The following is a 25,914-nucleotide window of genomic DNA, read 5'->3' as shown; positions in this document are numbered from 1 at the left end:
TAAGTGTATTTCACTAAAGTTGCGAGTTTTGATTTATATTGAGGGCGTTTTTGAGCTTTTGACACACCCTCTTTTTTATTCTACACAAAAAGCCGTCCTTTGCAGCGTGTTACTATTGGCACAGCTTAAATACATATCAACAAGTAAAATGAAAAATATCGCAATAACCACATACAGAGGACTATCACTCGTATCGGGAAGTATAAGTATCCAGCAGTTGTTCGGATTTATCCGGGGAAATGTTTATCGCGACAGAATCCGGAGACTTCGGGAAGCCATGGAAGAGGAAGATACGGTGAAGGCAGACCGAATGAAAAAACAACTGCCCTACCACACTATCACGGCTACCTACATAAAGGAAAGGCTGGCTTGCAGTCTCGACACGTATCAGGACATCATCACGCTCGACTGTGACGACATGCCGGTAGAAAAGCTCCCGGAATTCCGCCGGCTGGTGAATGACTGTCCCCACACTCGAACGATACCATCACCGCATGTATGCCCTGGCAAGCAGCAAATATGAAAAGCTGCTCAACACAAAAGTGGACACAAGCGGAAGCGACCTGGGACGAGGATTCTTCGTGTCGCATGACCCGGACGCTTTCTTCTCTCCCGAACGGCTGGAAAACGTAAAGCCGCTGACCAAGCTTTCTTCGAAGACAGTTTCCGCCGGTGGCTCGTGGGAATGGTGGCGTGCGCCATCAACGACGAGGTGCAAAACCACCAGTTGATGCTATTCCACGGTACACAGGGGAAAGGAAAGAGTACCTTTATCCGCCGCCTGCTGCCGCCGGAGCTTAAGGATTATTATCGCAACGGCATGATTAATCCTGACAATAATAACCATCTGCTTCAAATGTCGTCTTGCCTGCTCATCAACCTGGATGAGTTTGACACGCTCTCTCCCGAGCGGATGCAGAACTTGAAAAGCCTTATCACGCAAGATGTCGTAAACGAACGCAAGGTTTACGATATCCAGAATTATACATACATCCGCCGGGCGTCGTTCATTGCCAGTACCAACAACCCGCACTGTATGCCGGACGTCGGTCAGAACAGGCGTATCCTGTTCAACACTCTGCTGGATATTGACTATCACACGCCTGTCAATCATGAGGGGATATACGCACAGGCATACGCGCTCTACCGACAGGGATTTCAATACTGGTATGAGAACGATGAGATAACGTTTCTCAACAACCGCAATGAGGCGTTCCGCCAAAAAGACCCGATAGAGGAAAATCTCTTCTTCTATTTCCGGGCTGCCAGACCGAACGATATACAGGCGCAATGGTTTCCTGCCTCCTATCTGCTGTCGGTATTGAGCCTGAACGGGCGCACACAGTCCAACGCGCAGATGAAACGAATGTTGGTCACAGTATTGGAAAACAATCATTTCCACTCCCGAAAAAACGACAACAAGGTGACAGAATATTGTGTGGTGGAATATACGCCCCAAGAACGCACGGAAAATTCAATACGCCCGCAGCTTCCGGTTCAGACGGGGTTGGAATTCTAACCCCCTCCCCTTGCGGAATGGCAGTTTTCCCGCAGATAGTCGTTTTTGCACGAAATAACAGATAAACGGATTATAGATAAACTTAATCACATGAAATGTGTGAGTGGGGCTTATCAATGAAAATCAGACACGGATTGCTAAATAACAAATCAGGCGCGGATTACGCGGATTTCACGGTTTTTGTTAATCAAAAATGATTAGTTATCGTGTTATCCGCGCGTAATCCGCGCCTTAGTTTTATGGCTATGGCTAAGCGTTAGCGTGATTATTTATCACCGTACATCTTCGCTCTCAGTTCCTTGATGTGGTCGGACGTGATATATTCGTCATATTCCATCATCTTGTCGATGATGCCGTTCGGAGTCAGTTCGATGATGCGGTTGGCAACGGTCTGGATGAATTCATGGTCATGGGAAGAGAAGAGGATATTTCCCTTGTACGTCTTCAAGTTGTTGTTGAATGCCTGGATAGATTCCAAGTCCAAGTGGTTAGTCGGAGTGTCCAGAACCAGACAGTTGGCATTGCGGAGCTGCATGCGGGCAATCATACAACGCATCTTCTCGCCACCGGAGAGTACGCTTACTTTCTTCAGCACTTCTTCGCCGGAGAACAGCATACGGCCGAGGAAACCTTTCATATATACTTCGTTGCCTTCGCCGAACTGGCTGAGCCAGTCTACGAGGTTGAGGTCGGTGTTGAAGAAGTCAGTGTTGTCCAACGGAAGATAAGCGGTGGTGATAGTCACGCCCCAGTTGAATGTTCCGGCATCCGGCTTCATGTTTCCGTTGATGATTTCGAAAAAGGCAGTCATCGCACGCGGGTTGCGTGAAAGGAATACGATTTTGTCTCCTTTCTCTACGTTGAAGTTGACATCGTTGAAGAGCACTACGCCTTCTTCCGTCTTCTTGCTCAGACCGGAGACTTCCAGAATCTGGTTGCCCGGTTCGCGTTCGGGGGTGAAGATGATACCCGGATATTTGCGTGAAGAGGGTTTGATTTCTTCTACGTTCAGTTTCTCAAGCATCTTCTTGCGGCTTGTGGTCTGCTTGCTCTTCGCTACGTTGGCGCTGAATCGGCGGATGAACTCTTCCAGTTCTTTCTTCTTCTCTTCAGCCTTCGCTTTCTGGTTCTGCTGCTGGCGGAGAGCCAACTGGCTTGATTCGTACCAGAAGCTATAGTTACCGGCAAACATGTTGATTTTTCCGTAGTCGATGTCTACCGTATGCGTACATACGGAGTCGAGGAAGTGACGGTCGTGGCTTACTACGAGCACGGTGTGTTCGAAGTTGGAGAGATATTCTTCCAGCCAGGTCACTGTTTCCATATCGAGGTCATTGGTAGGCTCGTCCAGCAGCAGGTTGTCCGGATTTCCGTACAAGGCTTGTGCCAACATCACACGCACTTTTTCCTTACCGCTCAATTCACCCATCAATGTGTAATGTTTGTCTTCCTTAATGCCCAGTCCGCTCAACAGCATGGCGGCATCACTTTCTGCATTCCATCCGTCCAGCTCGGCAAATCTTTCTTCGAGTTCGGATACTTTCAGTCCGTCTTCGTCTGTGAAATCTTCTTTGGCATACAATACTTCGCGTTGTTTCATTATGTCCCACAACACGGTATGCCCCATCATTACGGTATCCATCACGGTAAAGGCGTCCCACTTGAAGTGGTCCTGGCTCAATACGGAGAGGCGTTCGCCCGGTCCCAGGGCAATCGAACCGGTAGTAGGGTCCAAATCCCCGTATATCGTACGAAGGAAGGTAGATTTTCCCGCACCGTTCGCACCGATAATACCATAACAATTACCACTCGTAAACTTCAGGTTTACGTCATTAAACAACACTCTTTTACCAAACTGTACCGATACGTTTGAAACTGTAATCATCTTCTTTATTTACTATTTTACCAGTTACTATTTACTATTTTACCAGTTACTATTTTAATATTTACTATTTTAGCGTGCAAAGTTAGACATTAAAAATGAATTATGAACTATCTGCTATGTGCCAATCTGACATAAAAGTGTTACCTTTGCTGCGTTTTTTGGCAAAACAGCCAACTTGGCAAAGCATTTGCAGACAATTGGCAAAGTTTTTGCAGGCAAAATCAATGACATCCGGTCAGTCCGGCATGTTTTTTTATGGACGCTATCTTCCCAATAGATATCGTGCATGTGTGTTAAATAGTAAATAGTAACTAGTAAAATAGTAAATACCAAAAATGGATCCGAAAGAAAAAAAAGTGAAGGAAGAAGAGATGAATGTGGAAGACATTCTGAACAATGGTGCGGAAGAACAACCGCAGAACGAACAGGCTGAGGACGCGGCTCCGCTGACGCACGAGGAAGAGCTTGAACAGGAGTTGGGAAAGGCTCAGGAGACGATTGAGGAACAGAAGGACAAGTATCTGCGCCTGTCTGCCGAGTTCGACAATTACCGCAAACGCACCATGAAGGAGAAAGCCGAACTGATTCTGAACGGCGGCGAAAAGAGCCTGAGCAGTATTCTTCCGGTAGTAGATGACTTCGAACGTGCCATCAAGACGATGGAGACGGCAACGGACGTGAATGCCGTGAAAGAGGGCATCGAGCTGATTTACAACAAATTCCTGGCTGTATTGGCACAAAACGGGGTAAAGGTCATCGAGACGAAAGACCAGCCGTTGGATACGGATTATCATGAAGCCATCGCAGTAATTCCTGCACCGTCGGAAGCACAGAAGGGCAAGATTCTGGATTGTGTGCAGACGGGATATACATTGAACGACAAGGTGTTGCGTCACGCTAAAGTGGTAGTAGGAGAATAAAGAGATTTATGAATGATAAATCAATAAAAGGGCATGGCAGAAAAAAGAGACTATTACGAAATATTGGAGGTGACGAAGACAGCCACCGCAGATGAAATAAAGAAAGCATACCGTAAGAAAGCAATTCAGTATCACCCCGACAAGAATCCGGGTGACAAGGAGGCTGAAGAGAAGTTCAAAGAGGCAGCCGAGGCATACGACGTATTGAGTAATCCGGATAAGCGTTCGCGTTATGACCAGTTCGGTCATGCGGGTGTGAGCGGTGCGGCAGGCAATGGCGGACCGTTCGGCGGTTTCGGTGGCGAGGGAATGTCGATGGATGACATCTTCTCTATGTTCGGTGATATTTTCGGTGGTCGTGGCGGTGGCTTCGGCGGCGGATTCAGCGGTTTTGGCGGATTCGGTGGTGGCGGCGGTTCACAACAGCGCCGGTATCGCGGTAGTGACCTTCGCGTGAAAGTGAAACTGACTTTGAAGGAAATCTCCGAAGGGGTGGAAAAGAAGTTCAAACTCAAGAAATATGTGCCGTGCGACCATTGCCACGGTTCGGGTGCCGAGGGTGACGGCGGTTCGGAGACGTGTCCTACTTGTAAGGGTAGCGGCTCGGTGATTCGCAACCAGCAAACGATTCTGGGCACTATGCAGACACGTGTCACTTGTTCTACTTGTAACGGTGAAGGTAAGATTATCAAGAACAAGTGTAAGAAGTGCGGCGGCGACGGAATCATTTACGGTGAAGAAGTGGTGACGGTGAAAATCCCCGCCGGTGTGGCAGAGGGTATGCAACTCTCGATGGGCGGCAAGGGTAATGCCGGAAAGCACAATGGCGTGTCGGGCGATTTGCTGATTCTTGTAGAGGAAGAACCGCATCAAGACTTGATTCGCGATGAGAATGACTTGATTTACAATTTGTTGTTGAGTTTCCCGATGGCTGCGTTGGGTGGCGCTGTGGAGATTCCGACGATTGACGGTAAGGTGAAAGTGAAAATTGATTCGGGCACTCAGCCGGGTAAAGTGCTTCGCCTTCGTGGCAAGGGATTGCCGAACGTGAATGGATATGGAACGGGGGATTTGCTTGTGAATATCAGTATTTATGTGCCGGAAACTCTTAACAAGGAAGAGAAAGCTACACTGGAGAAAATGGATGCTTCGGATAACTTCAAACCGAGCACTTCGGTGAAGGAGAAGATTTTCAAGAAGTTCAAGAGCTTCTTCGATTGATGTTTTGCTATTATATATAGATAAAAAGGTATGAGTGAGCTGTAATTTTTTTGCAGCTCACTTATGCTTTATATAAGGGTATGTGAGTTCGATAGATGTTCACCCGCATGGTTTTCCCTCCTTCGGGAAGAAGAAGAATCGAATAGTACAGGCATCTATCGAATTCACATTAAGGTAGTACGAAACCCATGCCCGGATGTCTATTTCACGATTATCTCGTCAGTAAATATCCAACCACCGAACTCTTTTCCGGCTTGTGCCTGATAGCGTACATATCTTCCTTGTGCGTTTCCTACCCAAGAGATGTCCGTGAATTTAATAGGGTCTTCTTTGGTTACTTCAAAGGTTTGATGTTTCAACTCGGTGAAGTTAATTCCGTCATCGGAAATAGAAATCGTGACAGATGCGGGCAGGAATACTTCCGCGCCTACCACTTGCATAAAGGCTGCGGTAACGGAATGGATGGAAGTTTCGGCTTCCATATCAATCGTTACATCCAGACGTTTGCCGTTGATAAAGCCTTGCCAACAACCGTCACCATAAGTCCAATCGCCACGTATGCCGTCCGTCAAGGCGGTGTTTCCCTGAGCAGGATAGTGGAGGCTGTACGGAGCGTTGTAAATCACTTTCTTTCCCAAAGCAAGGTGAGCGGCAGTTTTGGTAGATTCCGGGCGACTGCCGATTTCGTTTTTAAGGTCGAAAGGATGGTAGCCTTTTGCCTGCAAATCCGATACGGCTTTCAAAGCGCGGGCATGGAAGTCCGGCCATGATTTGCGTTCGGGAGCCGACCAGGCAACTTCCGCCAACGCCAATGTGCGGGGATATAACATATACTCTACATGCTCGGGAGTCGGAACATATTCTGTAAAAAGGTTAACTTGTGCGCCATACACAAGTTTCGCCTGTTCCGCTGACAATGAAGCGGCAACCGGATTGTAAGCATAGACCTTTTTCAAAGGCAAGTATCCGCCGATGGCTTCCGGCTGGGAGTACGGGGCATCCTGATAACTGTCCAGATAACAGTGGCTTCCTGGCGTCATGACAGCCCGGTGACCGGAAGTAACAGCAGCAATGCCGCCTTCTTCGCCACGCCATGACATGACTGTCGCATTAGGAGCCAAACCGCCTTTAAGTATCTCGTCCCAACCCAACAAACGACGGCCGCGGGCGTTCAGAAACTTTTCTATCCGGTGAATCAAGTAGCTTTGCAGTTCGTCTACGTGAGAGAGATGTTCGTCCTTCATTCTCTTCTGACATTTCGGGCAGGTTTTCCACGCTGCCATACCGGCTTCGTCACCGCCTATATGAATGTATTCGGAAGGGAAAAGTTCGAGGACCTCGGTCAGTACATTCTCAAGAAAAGTGAATGTTTCTTCGTTTCCGACGCAGAAATCCGCATTCTTATAGGGCTCGCCTGCACAAGAGAGTTGCGGATAGGCTGACAATACTTCTTCCGAGTGGGCAGGCATTTCAATCTCCGGAATAACCGTGATAAAATGCTGACGGGCATATTCTACGATTTCACGGATATCATCCTGGGTATAGTAACCGCCGGAAGCTCCGGGTTCGTCGAAACGGACGTATTTGCGGTCGCCATTCCACCACTTTTTCCAGTTGGCATCGGTACGCCAGGCTGCAAATTCTGTCAACAGAGGGTATTTCTTGATTTCAATCCGCCAGCCTGCCGCATCCGTGAGGTGCAGATGCAGACGGTTAATTTTATAGAATGCCAGTGCGTCTATCTGTTTCTTCACAAATTCCTTGGTGAAGAAATGGCGGGATACGTCGAGCATCAATCCGCGATAAGCGAAACGGGGCGTGTCCTGCACTTCTACGGCGGAGACGGTGATGACGCCTGTACCCGAAGAAACCGATAGCTGCAAGAGTGTCTGAATCCCGTAGAAGAGTCCGGCTCCCGAAGTTGCTTGAATCCGGATTCGTTCCGGTGTGACAGACAGCGTATAACTTTCAGGAGTGGGCAACTGCCCGCTCTTTTCCGTTATCAATAGAGAAAGTACATTCTGTGTATCTTTCTTTTTCCCTTTCTTGAGATGAACCGGCAATGTTTGCAGGCAATTCTCCAGAAGCTGCGCTTCTCCGCCTTGTAGGTTTGTATAAAGTTTTGTTTTCTCTGAAAGCAAAAAAGAACCCATCCCCTGCTCCATTTTCAACGGGACAGGAATGACGGACTGTGCTTTGAGGGAATGTGCGGTCAAGCACATTCCCAATACCCATAAGAAAAGACAAACTTTAGCGTATCTATTTCTCATATTCATTAATCTATCGTGATTTCGTCTACAAACAAGAATGCCGGATTATCTTTTCCGCCATGCCATGCCGGTATTTTACTTTCAGACAGGGCAACCACTTTCACGTATTGAGTTTTTACCGGACTGAATGACAGTTTATGTTCGTAGATACCATTCTTATCGCTTTCTTTCATTACAGGATACTCCTCAGAAGCGACTTTGGTAAAGTTCTTACCATCGTCCGAGACTTCTACGGAGAGTCCTCTCGCATCAAACACCCAGTCGCCCTTCTCCACGCAAGTAGAAATGGCAACACTCGAAATCTCGGTTGGCTGCTGAAGGTCGATAGTCATATCCATATCGTTCTTGTAGAATGCAATCCAACGGCCGGTCTTGTAATTGCCGTTTCCTTTCAAGCCGTCTACCAAAGTAAATTCGCCTTTGAACATATATTGCTTATTGATAGGCTGGTTAGCTACAATCGGCTTCATACTTGACTTGCTGAAATTAATCTTTTCAGAAACCACACGGCTGTTTCCGGTAGGACGGGCAGCAATGGCAGAGAAAGTCACATTTTCCTTGATTTTCAACGGGCTTTCATAAAGCGGAGAAGCAGCGGTAGGTTCCGTACCGTCCAAAGTGTAGTGGATAGGCGCATTGTCAATGGTAGACAAGGTGATGTCCAACGTACCGTCTGCCGGATTCGGAGTGTATTCGGCAGTAACGTTGAATACATGTTTAGCATAATTGTATCCTTCCGCATCGTACCACTTAATCAGGCGTGGCAGACGGGACAGGAAGTCTTCATAATTCTTCTTGTCGGGAGTCGACCACTGAACTTCGGACAAAGCAGCCCAACGGGGCAATACCATATACTGGGCATGAGAGAAAGTAGGAATGTACTCAGTCCAAAGGTTAGCCTGCACGCCTTTGATATATTTCTGTTCTTCCGGAGTGAGGGAAACCGGCATGGGCTCATAGCTGTACACTCTTTCAAGAGGCAGGTAACCACCAATACCGAGAGGTTCGTTCTCCGTGTCTTTTGTCTGGTAGTAGTCGAAATACAAGTAAGTGTTCGGTGTCATGATAACATCATGTTTCTGCTTGGCCGCTTCGATACCCCCCCCTTCGCCACGCCATGACATGACAGTCGCGTTCGGTGCAAGCCCGCCTTCGAGGATTTCATCCCAACCGATAATCTGACGTCCGTGTTCGTTGAGGAATTTTTCAATATGGTTAATAACGAAACTCTGCAAACGTTCTTCCTTGCTATGCTTATCATCCGATTTCAACCCCAGCGCCTTGATACGTGCCTGGCATTTCGGACATTTCTCCCAGCGTACTTTCGGACATTCGTCACCACCTACATGGATATATTCCGACGGGAAGATTTCAATCAGTTCGGCATATACGTCTTCGAGGAATTTTAATACCTGGTCGTTTCCGGCACAGAGCACGTCTTCGGATACACCCCATTGTCTCCATACTTCGTACGGGCCACCTGTACATCCGAGTTCCGGATAAGCGGCAAGAGCAGCCTGCATATGTCCCGGCAGGTCGATTTCGGGGATAACCGTGATATAACGTTCTGCCGCATAAGCTACTATGTCTTTCGCTTGTTCCTGAGTATAGAAACCGCCGTAAGGTTTGCCGTCATATTCGCCGGAGTTGCGTCCGATAACTGTCTCCGTTCTCTTGGAACCGATTTCCGTCAGTTTCGGGTATTTCTTGATTTCCAAACGCCAGCCCTGGTCTTCAGTAATATGCCAGTGGAAACGGTTCATATTGTGTAAAGCCATCATGTCTATATATGTCTTCACTTCATCTACGGTAAAGAAATGGCGGCTGGTGTCGAAGTGAGCGCCACGATAAGAAAAACGGGGAGCATCCTTTATCTCTACTGCCGGCAAGGCTATATCCGCCCCCACTGCAACGGGCAAGGATTTGCGCAAAGACTGGATTCCGTAGAATACTCCGGCTTCCGTAGGACCGGTGATAGTGATTCCGTCACCTGCTACTTTCAACTGGTAGGATTCGGGATTTTCGGCTTCCGCTCCCAATGCCAGTACAATAGCGTTCTTACCTTCTGTTCCGGCTTCGATGGCAAAGTCTTTTCCAGTAGCTGTTTTCAGATAGTCTGCCAGGAACTTTGCATTGCGTTGCATCTTTTCGTTACCTTCCGGATAAAGGATTTTCACTCCGCTCTTCAGGATGAAGGCCCCCCCCTGAGCTGTAACGATTTCCTGTGGCAAGGGGATGATTTGATAATCTGCTTCTTGTTGCGCGGATTGGCACGAAGCAAAAAGTCCCGCCACTGCCAGGCATCCAGTTAGTTTTAAGAATTGTTTCATAAACTAAAAATTAAGTGTTAAGTTACTAATAGATATTTAATTATAGGTTTCACGAATATGCTTGAGTTTCAATGGCAACTCTTTCCCTTTCTTTATTTGGGGAGAAGTGATGACAACCGTTTTACGCTCTCCAGGCAAAAGGTCGAAGAAGTTGTCGCTAAAACGGGCACCCTGCAAAGGTATTTCGATAAAGACATCTTTTGCCAAAGCAGGAGAAAGAAGTGTCAGTTCGCATTTGCCGTCTGTCTGTTTCATCTTGCAGGTGATGTTCGTTTCGGGCAGAAGCAGGTCTTTGGTCTTCTCAAAGAAGTAGACTGTTTCGGCTACCGTATGACCGGATTTGTCTTTCAAGGTCAGTTGCATGAAGCAATGGCGGAATACTTCCGAAAACCGTTTTTCCGCAGAAGATTGAGACGTTTCCGAAGATTTACGCTCTATTAAAGAGAGCAAATCGTCGGGCTTTGCCTTGTACACGCATTGAGAAGTATTTGCCGGAATAGACAAGGATTTCAGTTGTATCGTTTTTCCTGACTTTTTTCCTTCAAAGTCTGTTATCTTCATTTCCAATGTCATCTTCTCCATTGTATCGGGACGGTCTGAGAGAAGATAGACGCACAAGCTGTCATTCTGCCGGATAGGGTTGATATGGATAGGGGCGAAAGCTCGTTTCGCCTGATAATGCAGGGCTTTCCAGTTGCCATAATAGTCAATGCCCGACCAGGAAACAACAGGCCAACTGTCGTTCAATTGCCAGTATAATGTACCCATACAATAGGGGCGGTTGCGGCGGTGGGCTTCCAGACCGTGACGTATGCCTTGTCCTTGCAATACAAGTCCGACGTAAACGAAATCCTCAAATTTCTCGGGTACGATGTAATCACGTTCCATATAAGTACGAATCAAGTCATTGCCAATGCTGCTCTTCTGATGGGCATTCATCACTTCCGACTCGATTTCGTAATCTTCGGGAGATGCGAATGTGGCAATGGTTTTCATTTCAGGGAAAGACTGAAAGCCGAATTCACTCATGAAACGAGGCAAATCGGTGTCCAAGGATTCAAAGGGTTTCTTTCCGTACCAGACGCCCCAATTGTGGCTATCCCCTATTCCCCATGATTCGGGGCGTCCCCAGTTGGCAAGATAAGGGGAACTGTGAATATAGAAGCGGTCTGCATCGAGTTCTTTCACTTTGGCGGGAAGCAACTCGCGGAAAAGCTTGTCGTAGCCAGTCATCATTTCCCGGTAGATTTCTGGGGTGTATTTTTTCTGATAGCCCCAGTATTTCAAGGCTTCGAGTATTTCGTTGTTGCCGCACCACATGGCTAGCGAAGGATGGTTGCGAAGACGGCGGATATTGTAGCAGGCTTCCGCCTCTACCCTCTTCAGGAAGGTGGGGTCGGACGGATAAGGGGTGCAGGCAAACATGAAGTCCTGCCATACCAATATCCCGTTCTCGTCTGCCAGATTGTAAAAGTGGTCGTCTTCGTAGGTTCCGCCGCCCCATACGCGGACGATGTTCATGTTCGCTTCCTTGATGTCGCGGAACAATGTCTGATAGCGTTCGGTAGTCACATTCGTCAATAGTGCGTCTTGAGGTATATAATTGGCTCCCTTAGCAAACATCGGGATACCGTTTACTTCAAAATAGAAGGATTCTCCGTCTGCGTCCTTTTCGTTCACCAGGCGGACGGTGCGAAGTCCAATTCTATGGGATTGTTCGGCAACGATGTTACCTTCGGTGATGATTTGAGCGGAGAAGTCGTATAAGGTCGGAGCTCCCCAGCCGTTCGGCATCCAGCGTACCGGTGAGACGACTTCCGTAGGGATACAGACGTGGTTGATTCCAGGTTGCAGGATGACTGTTTGGCTCATGGCGGATTCCTGTTCTCCTTCGAGCGAGGTGTTTATTTTTATTTCTGCTTGAAGCGGATGGGGAAGTATGTTGTTTATTTCCAGCTCATTGGATAGCTTCGCCACCTGGTCGGTCAGAGATAATTGCTTCACGTGGTAGTCGCTGATGGAGGCGGCATCGTAGAAGCGAATAGTTATCGGACGCCAGACGCCGCTGGTCACCATACGGATTCCCCAGTCCCAGCCGTAGCTGTAAGGGGCTTTGCGGGAGAATACACTCAGGTGTTTCTCGTGATGGTCGTTGTCGGCGGGATAGTTGAATCCGTTGGAAGCGTATTGGGGCAATGTCTGCCGGATGGGCGAATGAAAATATATGTGAAGGAGATTTTCTCCGGAACGAAGGTATTTTTTTACGGGGATTGTATAGCCGACGAACATGTTGTCGGCTTTTAATAGCAATGCTCCGTTGAGGTAGACGTCAGCGTAGGTATCGAGTCCTTCAAAGGTGAGTTGGGCGTCATCACGTTTCAGTTGGTCGGCGGTGATTGTGAAAGCCGTCTTGTATTCCCAGTCTTCATTTTCTATCCATTGGATTTTCTGTTCGTTGGTACCGTAGAAGGGACTGGGGATGAGATTGTGATGAATAAGGTCCTGATGTACCGTGCCGGGCACTACGGCTGTACGCCATACTTCTGTCCCTACTTGGGAAAACTCCCAGTCTGTGTGCAAAGTTAGAACTTCTGAATTATCATTGCTCTGGGCATAGACCATGCTGCAACAGCAGAGTAATCCACACGCTATTTGAGCTTTTTTTCCAGTTAAATTAATCATCATAGTGGGAGTATTAGATATTAACGGTGTCAAAGATATTATTTTTCCGCCAATTTCCCTGATAATTTAACAAAATATAGATTACAAGCGGCATTGTTTTTATTATTCGACTGTTATTCTGATTATTTCGGGAGTGCGGACACCCGGCTTCAATTCTCCGTTTATGTTATAATAAGTTTCATCCCATCCTGTCAACGCCGCTCCGGCACGGGCTGTTTGCGGGGTACGGGCGATTTCCTGCCATGTGTTTTGATTGATATTATATATTAATATACGATCATTGAATTTGTACCATTCGGCTGGATGAAAAAGATAATCCTTTTGAGGCTGTCGGAGAGCTGCGAGGAAGATATCTTTATTCACTCCGCCTGTACAGAGAATTAGATTTTCATTTATAGCGATAGCTGTCCCACCACCCAAGGAGATGGTTTCACCATCGTTTCCTGTCGGGGTAGCTATGGGAGTCCATTGCCGGGATGCGGATGAGTAGCAATAGCCGTCAGTAGAAAGTGTTGCCGGTTTGCCATCGGTGGAAGCGGCGAATCCACCCCATAGGAAGATACGGGTTTCACCGTCTTTAAGCTGTCCGGCACAGACGGCTTGCGTCCGTGCATCTCCCGGAAAATCCGGTAACTCCTGCCAACCAGTCTCAAGCCTGTCCAAGTCGAGACAAAGGAATGAGTTGGAAGGTTTGCCGTTTCTGTTGCCGCCTGCAACGAACAGTTGCCCGCCTATCAACGTGCCACACATATTATCCAACGCATAAGGCAAAGCAGGAAGAGTTTCTATGACGACTTTCCCTTGTTTTGCCGCCTTCGGGTTTCTCCCCCAGCTGATTTTATAGACGGACGTCAGCGCATCTTTTCCATCGGTTCCCCCTATACAGATGATACCGTCCGGACAAGACACGGAAACTCCGTAAGCGGAAGCGACAGGCAACTCTCCTACCTTACGCCAGGCAAGTACCGTATCGGTATTTATCATTGCCGTATAAATCCCCCGATAGAATTTCTTCTTTCCGCCATCGCTGGCAGGAACACCGGGAAAATTACAACCACCAGCCATCAGCAGGTTGCCGCTCAGGATTCCTGAGTAGCAGGCGGAAACGCCAAGTTTGAAGCCTTTCTCCGATTGGGGGAACCCTTCCATTTTCTGCAAATGAATATCCGTAATGAACCGCTCGGGTGCTTCCGCACGGAAAGTCGAAGCCGGCAGGCCTGCTTCATTCACCAGATTTGCACATGTGAAAGGCTGCCAACCGTAGCGGACATATCGTGGATGTTTTACTTGTTCACTATATACTTTTATCCGACCGTCTATTATCTCGGCAACGGCAGGGTAATAAATACCGTCTGTCTCGGCGACCTCAAACGTGCGCAAAGGATGACCGTCCGAACTCTTTAAGCCTTTGCCGTAATTGAAAGTTACATATACGGCATTTTCACGGAAATCGGCTTGGTGGAATAACGGGCCGGATGGCAGTACATGGTTCATGCCATACGTTCTATTCAACGCCCAACGAGCGAGACGTTCGCCAATCGGTTTCTTATTTCTAGGGTGTACGTCTAACGAGTCGCCATTATCACTAGATACCGCCATACCCGTATTCGGTACTTCGTTCATCATCCTGCGCTGACTGTCACGGAACCACGTCCAGGAAGGACGGGCTATACTGGAGAGCTGAACGTAGTAGAACGGCAGTTCCTCATTCTCCCAGTTCTTACGCCAACTGCATATCAAGAGTTTGAAAAGTTTCTCATGCGCTTCGCAATTATGAGCGTTCGATTCCCCCTGATACCAAATCACACCTTTGACCGGATACTGTGCTAACGGACGAATACCTGACTCGTACAAATAACAAGGTTCGTAAGGGTGGCGTTGGAATTTCTCTTTCGACTGTTTGATGTTTAATGCAGCGCGTCCGCGTACCCAGTCTTGTATAAAGTCATTGTGTGTCCAGTCTTTCAATATAGCTGGGAAGTGATATTCCAACGTATTCCGGTCTATCCATGATTCGGTAGGCGAACCGCCGATTGCATTGCATATCAACCCTACCGGAACTTTCAAGCTATCCCGCAACATCTGACCGAAATAAAATGCTATCGCCGAGAAACGGGCTGCATTGTCGGGGGTACAGGTTTGCCATTCTGTGTCTTTATAATATTGAAGATGATTCAGGGAGTCGAGGACGGAAGCGTCCCATTGTACCGCGTCCGTACGCCAACGGGCTTTCATGTCATACAGGCGCAACTGTTCGTCGGCAGCTTGAGGAATGTCTTTCTTGCCGGTAGTGGCTTGGCTCAACATAAATTCCATGTTCGACTGACCAGAGCATAGCCAGACTTCTCCTGCCAGGACGTTAGTGTATTTCAAGGCTCTTTGAGGGGTGGAGATTGCCAGCGTATAAGGGCCGCCTGCTTTCAATGGTGATAATTTCACTGACCATTTCCCATCCGGTGTAGTTTTTGTAATCCACTGCTGACGGTTTATGCAGACTGTTACTTGTTCTCCTGCGTCGGCTGTTCCCTGTATCAGCAAGGGGGTATCACGCTGGAGAACCATATTATCCGTATAAAGCGGGGATAATTTCAAGCCGCCATAATCTCCGGTAATAGCCGAATAAACTGTTTTTGCCATGATGGCTGCCCCTTCGGCGGTAGGATGAACGGCATCCGGCAGCAAGAAAGGATATGGATAAAGCGGTTTGTGGAAATCTATCAATTGCACACCGGCATAACGCGCTACTGTTTCGATGGCTGTCTGTATCTCGCCGTGCCAGTCACGGGTTCCCGAAAGAAAACGGTTATGGCGGTCGGCAATCGGGGTCATTCGCGCTATGATAATCCGCACGTCGGGATTAGCTTTGCGGAAGGTATCAATCAGACTCAAATAGTCTTTCACAAAGAAGTCACGGTAGTTTGCCCAGTCGCGGGGGTCAGTATCATTGATTCCCAAATGAATGACGACAATGTCTCCCGCAAAATCCAATGCTTTCTGATATTCTTCTTGTCGGGTATAGGGGCGGTGTCCCTGATTGAGCAGGGTAGCACCGGGTTTCCCAAAATTTTCGACTTCATATCGCTCTCCCAGTAGTTTCTGCAACTGTATGGGGTAAGATTGTGTTGCACGGTCGGATAATCCGGTTCCGTAGGTGATACTGTTTCCTACGCATGCAACTTTTATCCGTTGTTGGGCAGAAAGCACGCAACAAACGAACAGACAGACGGATAGTATCAGAATCTTTTTCATTTATTTTCTCCCGGTGTTTAGTTTTCTCTGGTATTTGGTTGTTTCAGATATTTACTTCTGATATTTACTTCTTTCCAATGTAAGGTTTCACAATCTCCACCCATTTCAGATACCCTTTTCCGAGAAGATGCAGACCGTCATTTGTGTAGGCAGTGCTCATCTTTCCGGTTTGTCCGTCTATAAAGTGAGAGTACAAGTCTATGTAAGTCAATCCTTCCTTCTCTGCGAGACGGACTAACCCTTTATTGATTTCAGGAATAACCTGCCAACGGGAAGTATGCCCCTTGAACATATTGTAATGGTCGGTGACGGGAAGAACACTTTGCAGATAAAGCTTTGTTTTCGGCGAATCCGTCTTTATCTTCCTGACAATCATCCCGATACGGTATACAATCGTATCGGCAGGAGTTCCACGGCTCACATCATTAATGCCAATCAGAAGAAATATTTTAGCTGGTTTTCCTTTCAGGATAGCGTCCAAGCGGTCATATACTCCCATGCAAATATCGCCGCTGATTCCACGGTTTTTCACGTGTTTATTTTGAAACAGTTCCGCCCATTCGGCACCGTTCGTGATACTGTTTCCGAGGAAAATAATGTCGTTGGAAGTAACGGGCAATTCTTCAAACAACGTAGCACGCTGGTAATAAAACGTAGAATATTTGCGTTCCTGAGCATGGCATGCCAAAGTTAAGGACAATATGACCACTAGAAAAAAGAACTTCCTACAAGCTATTCCTTTTATTGGTTCATTGACATATCCGTTTTGCATCATAGTACATCCGTCTTTTATTATAGCACATCCGTTTTTCATTATAGCATATTTCTTTTTCATTATAGCATATTCTTATTAGCTCATGGCATATCCAAAAAGTCTTTCTCTCTATGATTGGCTATTTCAATATTTTGTCCGGTGAATACACAAGTCCTTCTAACGCTTTCTGTCCGTCGGGAGTAACAAAAACAGTGGTAAACATCCATTTCACCAACCGGACTTCGGGAGTAGTAAACTTCCCTACCGGCAATTTCAGCAATACCTTGTTCCACCCTTTTTGCAGACGGACTTCCAAAGGGGGACGCACTACACAGTTCTCGTTACCCAGAGTGATTTCATTACTTTTAGTCCGGTGGGTGGCTGTCCATACGGGCGGCAATACTTCCTGTTCATTTATCCAAATGCGGCTTTCTTTATAATCCCATTTTCCCTGTAAAGGGGGAAGGTCGGCTTCCGAACGGCTGTAATTCTGGAATTCCACCCACAAGCCGGCTGTCTGTTCTTTCGGTGAATAAACATAGGTGTAAGCATAGGCTGTATGGTTCTCTTCCGGTTCTTTATAGAATCCGGGAACAAGCGTACCCCATACATGGCGCAAATAAATGCCGGCACCAATGGCAGGACGTACATTGTATGTCTTTCCTTTATAGGTATAACTATCCCGCAAGGATTCTTCCGGTGGGAAAGACTTTGTCAAATCTCCTCCATTCGGAAACGCATCCGTAATATTCCATTTCACATTTGTCTGACGGACATACGCAAACGGATAACCGGCAAAGGTGTGTTCCTTATGCCACAACAGGCGACGTTCAAAATCGGCAAAGCTCTTGAATAGCTCCGACTGTTCGTCGCTGGGAAGTATTGTGGCGTTCTTGTCAAAATATTCAGTTCCGCCACCTTTCCAGGCACGCTCTGCCACAGCCAGCATATTGGGATAAAAATTATTTTCGATAATCATATCCCATTCGGAATCAATCAGCCTGTCATTCCAAATAGCCAGAATCGTGCCTGCAAGGTCGTCACTTCCTTGTTCCTTATTATAAACACGGCTGTTGTATAATGCGACAATATCACCGAATGTATCAAAATGGTTCAAATAATGAAAACGTGAATCAATGGCGGGAATACCTTCCTGCGCTTTCCCACGATAGCTCCAGAGCTGGGTCATATCAATTTCTCCGGGTTTATAGTGCCAGCCCGGATTCCATGAGATTACTTTCTTGCCTTTGGAACGTACATAGGACACCATTTCCGGTACAAAACGGGGGTTGGTAAACTGCACTTCATCCGTTCCGATATGCAAATAAGGCACATCAAACGTTTCGCACACTTCGTCCAGCAGAAGTTTCAGGATTTTCATTCCTTCGGGACTTTGCATATCGTGGCGGAAGGTGCGTATGAATGCGGCACTGTGTCCGGGCATATCTATTTCGGGAATTAGCGTCATGTGGTGTGCCTTACAGAATGCGACCAGTTCTTTAGCTTCTTCCAGCGTGTAATATTTGCCGGGCATCCGGGTGGTGTTCACACTATCATTCAACATCGGGAATATCTTGCTTTCCAAACGCCAGGATTGATTCTCAGTCAAGTGCCAGTGGAAGACGTTGATTTTGAATTGAGCAAGCGCGGCGATTTCACGCTTGAGTTCTTCCAAAGAAATGTAACTTCGCCCTACGTCCTGCATGAATCCACGGATACGGAAAGCAGGCCAGTCAACGATTTCAGCTCCTTGAATCTGTGTTTTTGAGTTTCTTTTCTCTGCCAGTTGTCGTAAAGTCTGCATAGCCCAATAAACGCCGCGTTCGGTCACAGCCTCAACGGTTATCCGTTTCTTGGTCACATTCAGGCGGTAAGCCTCATCCCGGTTCATCGGTATTTCGGGGAGAGAAGGCAGTAGTCTCACCTCGATGACGGCAGTTGCCTTTGGTGAGACTGTTCCACTCATTTCTGCGATAAAGGCTTCCCACTCCTGTTGAAGCACAGGAGTGGAAAGCTTCACCTTATTCACTTGAAAACTTGTATGAGAAGGGGTAAACTTTTGTGGTTGGGGGAGCAGGTGATTATCACCTGCTTTTGCCACTGAAGACGTGTATAAGTTAATTATAAAATATATCAATAGTATGAATTTGTTTTTCATGATTACAGGTCATATGGTAAGTACTCGTTTTAAATTAGTACTTGATGTCTATTTTATTATATCCCTTAGTTGGACAGCCTGGAAAGTCATGTGGGCTACACTACTTTCATATAATATACCAATTGTCTCCTTATCAATCATTGTCAGGCAAGAATATCCCCATCCTTCACCCTCGTCCAGCATCACCTGATGTTCGGGCAACCATGTGACACCTCCGTCCAGGCTTGCTTTGATAGTGATATGATGGCGGCCTTTAACTGTATTCGGGTTGGAGAACAAAAGGATATCTTTGTTTAATACATTGTCTTTCGCTTTCACGCTAATCAGGCTTGCCATACAAACCGGCTCCTGCAAAGCCTTGCGGGAAGAGGAATGTTCTGTCCATGTCTTGCCTAAATCCTTTGTAGTGGAGATTGCACGGCTACCGCCACGGTTGTCTCTCATGTTCAGCATCAACACGCCCGGTTCTACTTCCGCCACTTGGGCTTCTGTTGTATTGGTACGTGCGTAGTTATGGATTTTCCATGTCTCGCCACGGTCTTTGCTATACATGATTCCCGCATTCGGGACACGGGTAGAGTCGATAAACTGAATCGGAAATACCAATGTACCATCCTGCATGGTGATGCCACGTCCCGGGCCTTGCAGAAGGAAATACCAGGAAGGGTCTTTCACCTGCTCTGTGATATTGATGGGTTTAGACCATGTCTTACCGTCGTCCGTACTCTTTGACAACACCAACTGGGCTGTATGATTCATATCCATTCCCGGATATGAGCTCCACCAGGCACGTTGGTTACCCATTCCGTGCGTCCACGCTGCCACCACCCATACTGTGTTGGTCTTGGTATCCACTAGAATTGAGGGGTCGCCGACACCGTTCTGTGCAGCAGGCAAATCACCGGTCTCACCAAAAGCTAAAGGCAAACGCATCTTCTCCCAGGTTTTACCGCCGTCTACACTGCGGCTCAAACCTATGTCTACATGTTCCTGCAAATCGGCACTGTTATTATAACGTACATCATATACTCCCAGTAATGTTCCCTTATTGGTAGTCACCAATCCCGGAATACGGAAGGAAGCCGAACCGTCGTCACCGGCATGACGCACGCCTACCCCTACCCTATGAACTATATTCTCCGGTGAAACGGTGTGCATAAGGGCTTCTTTGTTATCAACCTTAATCGCAGCAATCTTAGCCGCAACCTTATCCAACAAAGATGCATCCGGCTTCATCTGCAAACTAATCCAGAAATAGTTGATTCCGGGGAAAAGTTTCTGATTAGCCTTCAACGCAACTTTCCGCTTCGGATTATTCACTTGCGACTTGTTAATCGAATAAGAAGGATTCGCCGCCAATGTCTTTCCCGGTGTATGGCTGGAAATATAAGATACAGGAGCAAAGAAATTCTTACCGTAGTTCTGTCTGGCTTCCGTACCACTATAATACAACTTAACGGACTGTATATCCGACATATTTACATCTTTGCCAAAATTCAAAACAACTTCGTCCAAAGTATGACTCTCTTTTGCATTCAAACGCAGCATAAACAACACATTGTCTTGTCGTTCAATCAAAACAGGAATCTGAGTTTCACGCACAAATACAGTATCTGACGCAAAAGCCTGCAAAATCACACAGAAAGAAAAGATGATTGATAAAAATAAATTCTTTTTCATGGTATTATTTAAATGTTTCATGCCGCAAATATATAAAATCGCAACGAATTTCCGCTATATTTAATAAAATAATTTATTATAAAAAGTATAATTAATAAATCAACCACCATAAAAAACGAGAACGCATATGCCAAAACGCACATACGTTCTCTTGCTTTATTTAATTATCAGCCTGAATTAATCCTATTCTTCACCTTCTCCACTGGTGAGATAACCTTCAGTCTGAACCAGTTCTCTATTATTGGTCAACGTATTGGCATCAATCGGCCATAACAGCCTTTTTTCATTTGCTGTAGAATATTTTGCCGTATAACCCAAAGTACGTATATCATACCAGCGTTTTCCTTCATACATCAACTCGCGCAAACGTTCCTTCAGAACTGTTTCAATAGGGTCATCATCACCTGCTACAAACGGATTGACAGAATAAAAATCACCGCCTTTTTCATTTGGATATGCCAAGGTTGCTTTATTTGCCTCGAAATAAGCTTCACCATATGCACGTTTACGAACGGTATTGATTTCAGTAGTGATATCTTCACCTAGTAAAGCTTTGGCTTCTGCCAAAAGCAGCAAGCAGTCTGCATACCGATAAATAGGATAATCGTCCAACCATGCACGCTCTGAGCCGCCAGGCAACATCGTACCCTGGAATTTATAAGGGAAACAAGCCTTATATACCAAGTCTTCCCCCTCTTTCACATAAACAGCCTTCACCGAACCGGCTTTACGAGTATCGCCTTCACGGAATACCTTATCATAAAAATCTTTTTTAATCTGAAGTCTTATCAAACCATTCAGTTCAGCATCTTTCGTTTCGGCAAAAGAAACTCCGTTCTCATCAAAATAATTGCCGGAAGTCATGTAAGCCTGCTGAGGAACAAGATTATTTCTAAAACTGGTCCCGCCCCACATATTATACTCATCACGTCCATTATGAATGGTGAAGATTATTTCTTTATTTTTCTTGTTCGCATAGGCGAAAACATTGGTAAAGTTGTCTTCCAAAGCGATACCCGGACAATTGTTCACTTCCTGCAAAGCCCCTTTAGCAGTACGGTAGTCAGCATCGCCACCACCCATTTGCTTGCCACTCCACAAGTATACTTCACCTTTCAACATTTTTGTAGCTCCCAACGACCAGTAATGTTTTCCGTATTTGTAGGAATAATCACCATTAAATGCCGTCTCAGACGCAGCAATGTCTTCTTTGATACGGGCCATCACTTCCGTTGCCGGCGAAGCAGCCTTCTGTATATTTGCCAAATCAATGGTCGAACCACTGGTGTAAGTCAAATGCAGAATGACATTCCCCCATGAGCGGAGCAAATGAAAGTAAAGAAAAGCACGCATCCCATAAGCCTCTCCCAAATAATATTTCTTGGTAGCTTCGGGTAGCAATCCGGTTTCTTCCGTTTTGGCAATCATCAGATTTATCTGATTGATAACTCCGTACAAATTAGCAAAATTACTGAGCCCTACGTTCTCCCTGTTTAGCGAATTGGCAGGGAAGATTTCCATGCCCTGAGTTGCCTCCCCGCCGAACGGTGCATCACCATAAATATCGGCACGAGGTTCACCCAATATAAACAAGTTGTACGAACGTTCTCTGAGCTGCGCATGCAAACCCACATTGAAAGCACTGAAGTGCGTGTCACTCTTCCAATAGTTGGCATCGGTTATTGTACTTTCCGACTCCAAATCCAAAGAGTTACATCCTGTCAGGAAAGGCAGCAAGGCTGCGCTTGCCAATAAATATTTGAATATACTTTTCATAATTCTATTCTTTTTTTAAGTCCTATTAAACTAGAATGTTAGAGATAAACCGAACAAGAGTGTTCTCGGAGTAGGATAACGACCATTATCGATACCACGACCGTATGTAGTCGATACGGCTGGTTCAGGAGATACACCACCATATCCGGTGATATAGAACAAGTTCTGTCCGGTGACATACACAGATGCATCTGTCATATGTACCTTGCTGATAAGCGATTTCGGCAACTGATAGCTCAATGTGACTTCGCGCAAAGCCAGATAATCACCCTTTTCATAATAACGGGAACTGTTGTTGTCGGCTGCGGTAGAAGCATTGTTCGAACGAGTAATATTCTTTTTCGCCAACTGGTCGGCATAGTAGAACTTCGTAAGGTCTGAGTTCGGATTTGCTTCGCTCCACATATCTTTCACATCCGTAATGATGTTGAATTGCCCCTGATATTGTCCCAACGAACGAGCTTTCAAGTCATTGTATAAGGTATGTCCCAAAGCATAGTCGAAACGGGCATAGAGTGACAGGCCTTTATATCCGAATGTAGTAGAGAAACCACCCGTAACATTCGGGAAGATGTTACCCATTACAGAACGGTCGTAACCGTTAATTATATTATCACCGTTGATGTCTTCCCAACAAGCGTCACCCGGCTCGATAGGCTGCCATCCGGCAGATTCCTTGTAAGTCTTTCCGGTAGCGGGATTGATCTGATCAGCCAGTCCGGGACCATACAAGTTGGCAACTTCATCCACACGTAAATTTGCATGTTGCTTTACGTCATCCCAGTCTTTGAAAACATGCTGCTGTCTATATCCAACCAATTCTCCCAGTTTACCGCCTTCCTGACGACCGGCAATCCATTTTGTCGGGAACTTGCCATTGGCATCTACTTTACCAGCCGCTACTTCATAACCGCCTACGCGGTTGTTCTCAACATTGTTATAAGGTAATGCAATTATCTTGTTGGCAACAGAAGTGATATTCGCAGTCATATCCCATGTGAAACCACCCTTGTTGATGATATTTGCTTTCACTTCTGCTTCGAAACCGGAATTGCGCAACGTACCCATATTCGTTACAATATCCGAGAATCCGGTATATCCGGGCAATGCTTGTTTGGTCAGCAAATCCTTTGTCCGACGGCTGTAGAAGTCGAGAATAAAAGAAAGTCTGTTCTGTAGGAATCCGATATCCAATCCCACCTCAAAGGTCTGACTCTGTTCCCAGCGCAGGTTGGTATTGAGCAATTTCTTATTATAAAGAGCTGTTGCCCCACCATAAGTTTTAGCATCCACCTGTGCATATTCTCCATAGACTTCATAATTTCCGATACCATTTACATTACCATTCACACCATAACTGAGACGCGGTTTCAAATTGGAAACGATATCGGACACTTTGGATTCTTTCCAAAAATCTTCTTCCATGATATTCCATCCTACGGATACCCCCGGGAAGAAGCCCCAACGATTGTCTTTCAAACGGGAAATTCCGTCATAACGAGCCGTGAAAGACAACAAATATTTCATGTTGTAGTTATAATTGACACGACCGAAACCGGAAAGAATGCGATAAGCCGTTTTTTCCGTACGAGTGAAAGTCCTATCGGAACCAACATTCAAGGTCGGGATATCGTCCGTAGGAGAACCTTGTGTCTTAGCTTCAAAATCAAATTGATTGTAAGTATAATACTCTCCGCCAATCATTGCATCCAAATTATGCTTTTCGGCAAACGTTTTGGTATATGTCAATGAAGCGTTAAGCTGAATCTGATTATATTTTTGAATCCAAGCTTCCGCATTACGAGTCGTATTCGGGGTAGAAGATGTCTGCGTTTGATATGCCTTGTCAAACTTCTCTCTCTGATACTGATAGTTCAATAAAGAAGCGTTTCCATTCAAAACCAATTCTTTGGGAAGAATATCCAACGTAAAGCCGATATTGTATGTGGCACGTGCCGTACTGTTCTTTTGGGTCAGCAAATCACGATAGTAAGCCGGATTACCATCCCCTGTACCACCCCCTGACGCAGGAGAACCGTCTTCCATCCAAGGATTCCATGTGGGACGCTGCGAACGGGTACGATAAAAGAATTCATAAGTACCGATCCATAATTCCGGCCGGGTAGACCATACATAAGAGACACCCGCTTTTATATTTAATATCGGAAAAATCTTATACGATCCGTTGAACGATCCACTGAAACGCTTGAAACCTGTTCCTTTAACCATACCATCTTCGTTATAGTATCCCAAGCTACTCGCAAAGGTGCTTTTCTCATTACCACCTGTAATATTCAAGTAATGGTCTTGTGTAATGGCACTGCTGCTGAATACCTCATCATCCAACTGTCCGTTGTAATCTCTAAATAAAATCTGCTTCCCGTCATAATACGGGTCGTTCATTACAGACCATCCTTCATTCTGAAGATGAGCCGTTTCATCCGTCAGATACCGAATATCGTACAATGCATTCCCTACGCCATATCCGGCTTGTGTATCTACATTGTATGGGGCCATACGTCCATCCCTTGCCTGGTTGGTACGAAGCATACCCAAACGGTTATAATAGATATAATCTTCCGCATTTACAAATTCATATCCCTTACGAGTGAAGTTTTTGCCTATCTTGAACTTATAGTTGACAGAAGTCTTTCCTTCCTTTCCACTTTTCGTTTCAATCAAGATAACACCACCATTCGCGCGAGCTCCGTAAATAGCCGTGGAAGCCGCATCTTTCAAAATTTGGATAGATTCGATATCGGAAGGATTCACATCAGACATACTGTTGCGTACAATACCATCTACAACAACCAAAGCGTTACTGTTGTCACCAGTGATAGTCGCTCCACCACGTAAAGTAATATCCGGATTCGTACCCGGCTGACCAGTAGTGTTTACTACCCGGAGACCTGTTACGGAGCCTTGCAAAGACTGCCCGGCATTACTGAATGCTGCGTTTTTCAAAACAGAGTTGTCCAATTTAGAGATTGCAGTCGTCAACGTCGCACGTTTCTGAGCCCCACCATACCCTGTAACCACCACTTCATCCAAAACTTCCGTGTCATCGTGTAAGATGACATTCAACATCTGTCCGGCAAACTTAATTTCCTGTGTTTTATAACCGACGAAAGATATTTGAATTATATCTCCGTCCTTCACATTGCTTAAGGTAAATTTACCATCAATATCCGTAATAGTACCATTAGTGGTACCTTTCACTATTACAGACGCACCAATAACAGTCTCACCGGACTGGTCAGTAACCACACCTGTAGCAGTTTTAGTCTGTGCCATAGCCCCTATCAAGCCAAATAAGCACAACATCAACAAAAAGATGTTTCTTTTCATAAGTATTACTTTTAGTTAATAAAAAAAGAGTTGTTCACATATCTCACCTAAGTTCGATTAGAACTTAGGTGAGATATTTCTTGGAATTATTTCTATTTCATAATCAATTTTATTTTTATCCA

At 46.0% G+C, this 25,914-nt stretch carries 12 protein-coding genes and 2 pseudogenes; 4 read left to right on the top strand and 10 right to left on the bottom strand.

The window, feature by feature from the left end; translation table 11 throughout:
- The first annotated feature begins 148 nt into the window (after window positions 1–148).
- A pseudogene (locus tag NSB03_RS20795) lies at window positions 149–731 on the top strand (BT4734/BF3469 family protein).
- A pseudogene (locus NSB03_RS20790) lies at window positions 647–1,519 on the top strand (VapE domain-containing protein); the annotation flags it as partial. The pseudogenes NSB03_RS20795 and NSB03_RS20790, both read left to right, overlap by 85 nt.
- Before the next feature lie 265 nt (window positions 1,520–1,784).
- On the opposite strand, the gene NSB03_RS15415 reads toward NSB03_RS20790, so the two are convergent.
- On the bottom strand, window positions 1,785–3,404 hold the full coding sequence (locus NSB03_RS15415) for an ABC-F family ATP-binding cassette domain-containing protein (RefSeq protein ID WP_024988012.1): 1,620 nt from the start codon (window positions 3,402–3,404) through the stop codon (window positions 1,785–1,787).
- A 335-nt stretch (window positions 3,405–3,739) separates the two neighbouring features.
- On the opposite strand from NSB03_RS15415, the gene NSB03_RS15410 reads away from it, so the two are divergent.
- Both NSB03_RS15410 and dnaJ read left to right on the top strand, forming a co-directional pair.
- A complete protein-coding gene (locus NSB03_RS15410; protein ID WP_024988013.1) occupies window positions 3,740–4,324 on the top strand; it encodes a nucleotide exchange factor GrpE in 585 nt (194 codons plus the stop codon).
- Between the two features lie 33 nt (window positions 4,325–4,357).
- Window positions 4,358–5,545, top strand: a complete 1,188-nt coding sequence (gene dnaJ, locus NSB03_RS15405) for a molecular chaperone DnaJ (RefSeq protein ID WP_121766900.1) — start codon at window positions 4,358–4,360, stop codon at window positions 5,543–5,545.
- A 200-nt stretch (window positions 5,546–5,745) separates the two neighbouring features.
- Here dnaJ and NSB03_RS15400 read toward each other — a convergent pair whose 3' ends face one another.
- The 9 genes from NSB03_RS15400 to NSB03_RS15360 form a co-directional block, all read right to left on the bottom strand.
- Window positions 5,746–7,821, bottom strand: a complete 2,076-nt coding sequence (locus NSB03_RS15400) for a glycoside hydrolase family 20 protein (RefSeq protein WP_024988014.1) — start codon at window positions 7,819–7,821, stop codon at window positions 5,746–5,748.
- Window positions 7,821–10,145 carry a glycoside hydrolase family 20 protein gene (locus NSB03_RS15395; protein WP_121766902.1) on the bottom strand — a complete coding sequence of 775 codons (2,325 nt, stop codon included), beginning with the start codon at window positions 10,143–10,145 and terminating at the stop codon, window positions 7,821–7,823. Before NSB03_RS15395 ends, NSB03_RS15400 begins: the two co-directional genes overlap by 1 nt.
- 36 nt (window positions 10,146–10,181) lie before the next feature.
- Window positions 10,182–12,830, bottom strand: coding sequence for a beta-mannosidase (locus NSB03_RS15390; protein ID WP_257466496.1), 2,649 nt, complete (start codon window positions 12,828–12,830; stop codon window positions 10,182–10,184).
- 99 nt (window positions 12,831–12,929) lie between these two features.
- Window positions 12,930–16,076 (bottom strand): cyclically-permuted mutarotase family protein, encoded by a 3,147-nt coding sequence (locus NSB03_RS15385; protein ID WP_024988015.1) that lies wholly within the window; start codon window positions 16,074–16,076, stop codon window positions 12,930–12,932.
- 64 nt (window positions 16,077–16,140) lie between these two features.
- Window positions 16,141–16,848 carry an SGNH/GDSL hydrolase family protein gene (locus NSB03_RS15380; RefSeq protein WP_121766908.1) on the bottom strand — a complete coding sequence of 236 codons (708 nt, stop codon included), beginning with the start codon at window positions 16,846–16,848 and terminating at the stop codon, window positions 16,141–16,143.
- Between the two features lie 121 nt (window positions 16,849–16,969).
- Window positions 16,970–18,988: a beta-N-acetylhexosaminidase gene (locus NSB03_RS15375; RefSeq protein ID WP_024988017.1), complete on the bottom strand. Its 2,019-nt coding sequence runs from the start codon at window positions 18,986–18,988 to the stop codon at window positions 16,970–16,972.
- A gap of 48 nt (window positions 18,989–19,036) precedes the next feature.
- Window positions 19,037–20,668 (bottom strand): sialidase family protein, encoded by a 1,632-nt coding sequence (locus NSB03_RS15370; protein ID WP_136013410.1) that lies wholly within the window; start codon window positions 20,666–20,668, stop codon window positions 19,037–19,039.
- A gap of 183 nt (window positions 20,669–20,851) precedes the next feature.
- The gene (gene nanU / locus NSB03_RS15365) at window positions 20,852–22,444 is read right to left on the bottom strand and encodes a SusD family outer membrane lipoprotein NanU (protein WP_024988018.1); all 1,593 of its coding nucleotides are present in this window, start codon (window positions 22,442–22,444) and stop codon (window positions 20,852–20,854) included.
- Window positions 22,445–22,474: 30 nt separating this feature from the next.
- Window positions 22,475–25,792, bottom strand: a complete 3,318-nt coding sequence (locus NSB03_RS15360) for a SusC/RagA family TonB-linked outer membrane protein (RefSeq protein ID WP_024988019.1) — start codon at window positions 25,790–25,792, stop codon at window positions 22,475–22,477.
- Window positions 25,793–25,914: the final 122 nt, after the last annotated feature.

It is taken from the genome of Bacteroides acidifaciens, assembly GCF_024623065.1.
In the GTDB taxonomy this organism is placed as follows: Bacteria; Bacteroidota; Bacteroidia; order Bacteroidales; family Bacteroidaceae; genus Bacteroides; species Bacteroides acidifaciens.
This window is presented reverse-complemented; position numbering and strand designations above follow the sequence as displayed.

Bases quoted from the DNA above. Each gene is read 5' to 3' on its own strand.
- NSB03_RS15385 (WP_024988015.1), bottom strand. From the start codon at position 16,076: ATGAAAAAGATTCTGATACTATCCGTCTGTCTGTTCGTTTGTTGCGTG.
- NSB03_RS15380 (WP_121766908.1), bottom strand. From the start codon at position 16,848: ATGCAAAACGGATATGTCAATGAACCAATAAAAGGAATAGCTTGTAGG.
- dnaJ (WP_121766900.1), top strand. From the start codon at position 4,358: ATGGCAGAAAAAAGAGACTATTACGAAATATTGGAGGTGACGAAGACA.
- NSB03_RS15415 (WP_024988012.1), bottom strand. From the start codon at position 3,404: ATGATTACAGTTTCAAACGTATCGGTACAGTTTGGTAAAAGAGTGTTG.
- NSB03_RS15375 (WP_024988017.1), bottom strand. From the start codon at position 18,988: ATGAAAAACAAATTCATACTATTGATATATTTTATAATTAACTTATAC.
- NSB03_RS15410 (WP_024988013.1), top strand. From the start codon at position 3,740: ATGGATCCGAAAGAAAAAAAAGTGAAGGAAGAAGAGATGAATGTGGAA.
- nanU (WP_024988018.1), bottom strand. From the start codon at position 22,444: ATGAAAAGTATATTCAAATATTTATTGGCAAGCGCAGCCTTGCTGCCT.
- NSB03_RS15390 (WP_257466496.1), bottom strand. From the start codon at position 12,830: ATGATGATTAATTTAACTGGAAAAAAAGCTCAAATAGCGTGTGGATTA.
- NSB03_RS15370 (WP_136013410.1), bottom strand. From the start codon at position 20,668: ATGAAAAAGAATTTATTTTTATCAATCATCTTTTCTTTCTGTGTGATT.
- NSB03_RS15395 (WP_121766902.1), bottom strand. From the start codon at position 10,145: ATGAAACAATTCTTAAAACTAACTGGATGCCTGGCAGTGGCGGGACTT.
- NSB03_RS15400 (WP_024988014.1), bottom strand. From the start codon at position 7,821: ATGAATATGAGAAATAGATACGCTAAAGTTTGTCTTTTCTTATGGGTA.
- NSB03_RS15360 (WP_024988019.1), bottom strand. From the start codon at position 25,792: ATGAAAAGAAACATCTTTTTGTTGATGTTGTGCTTATTTGGCTTGATA.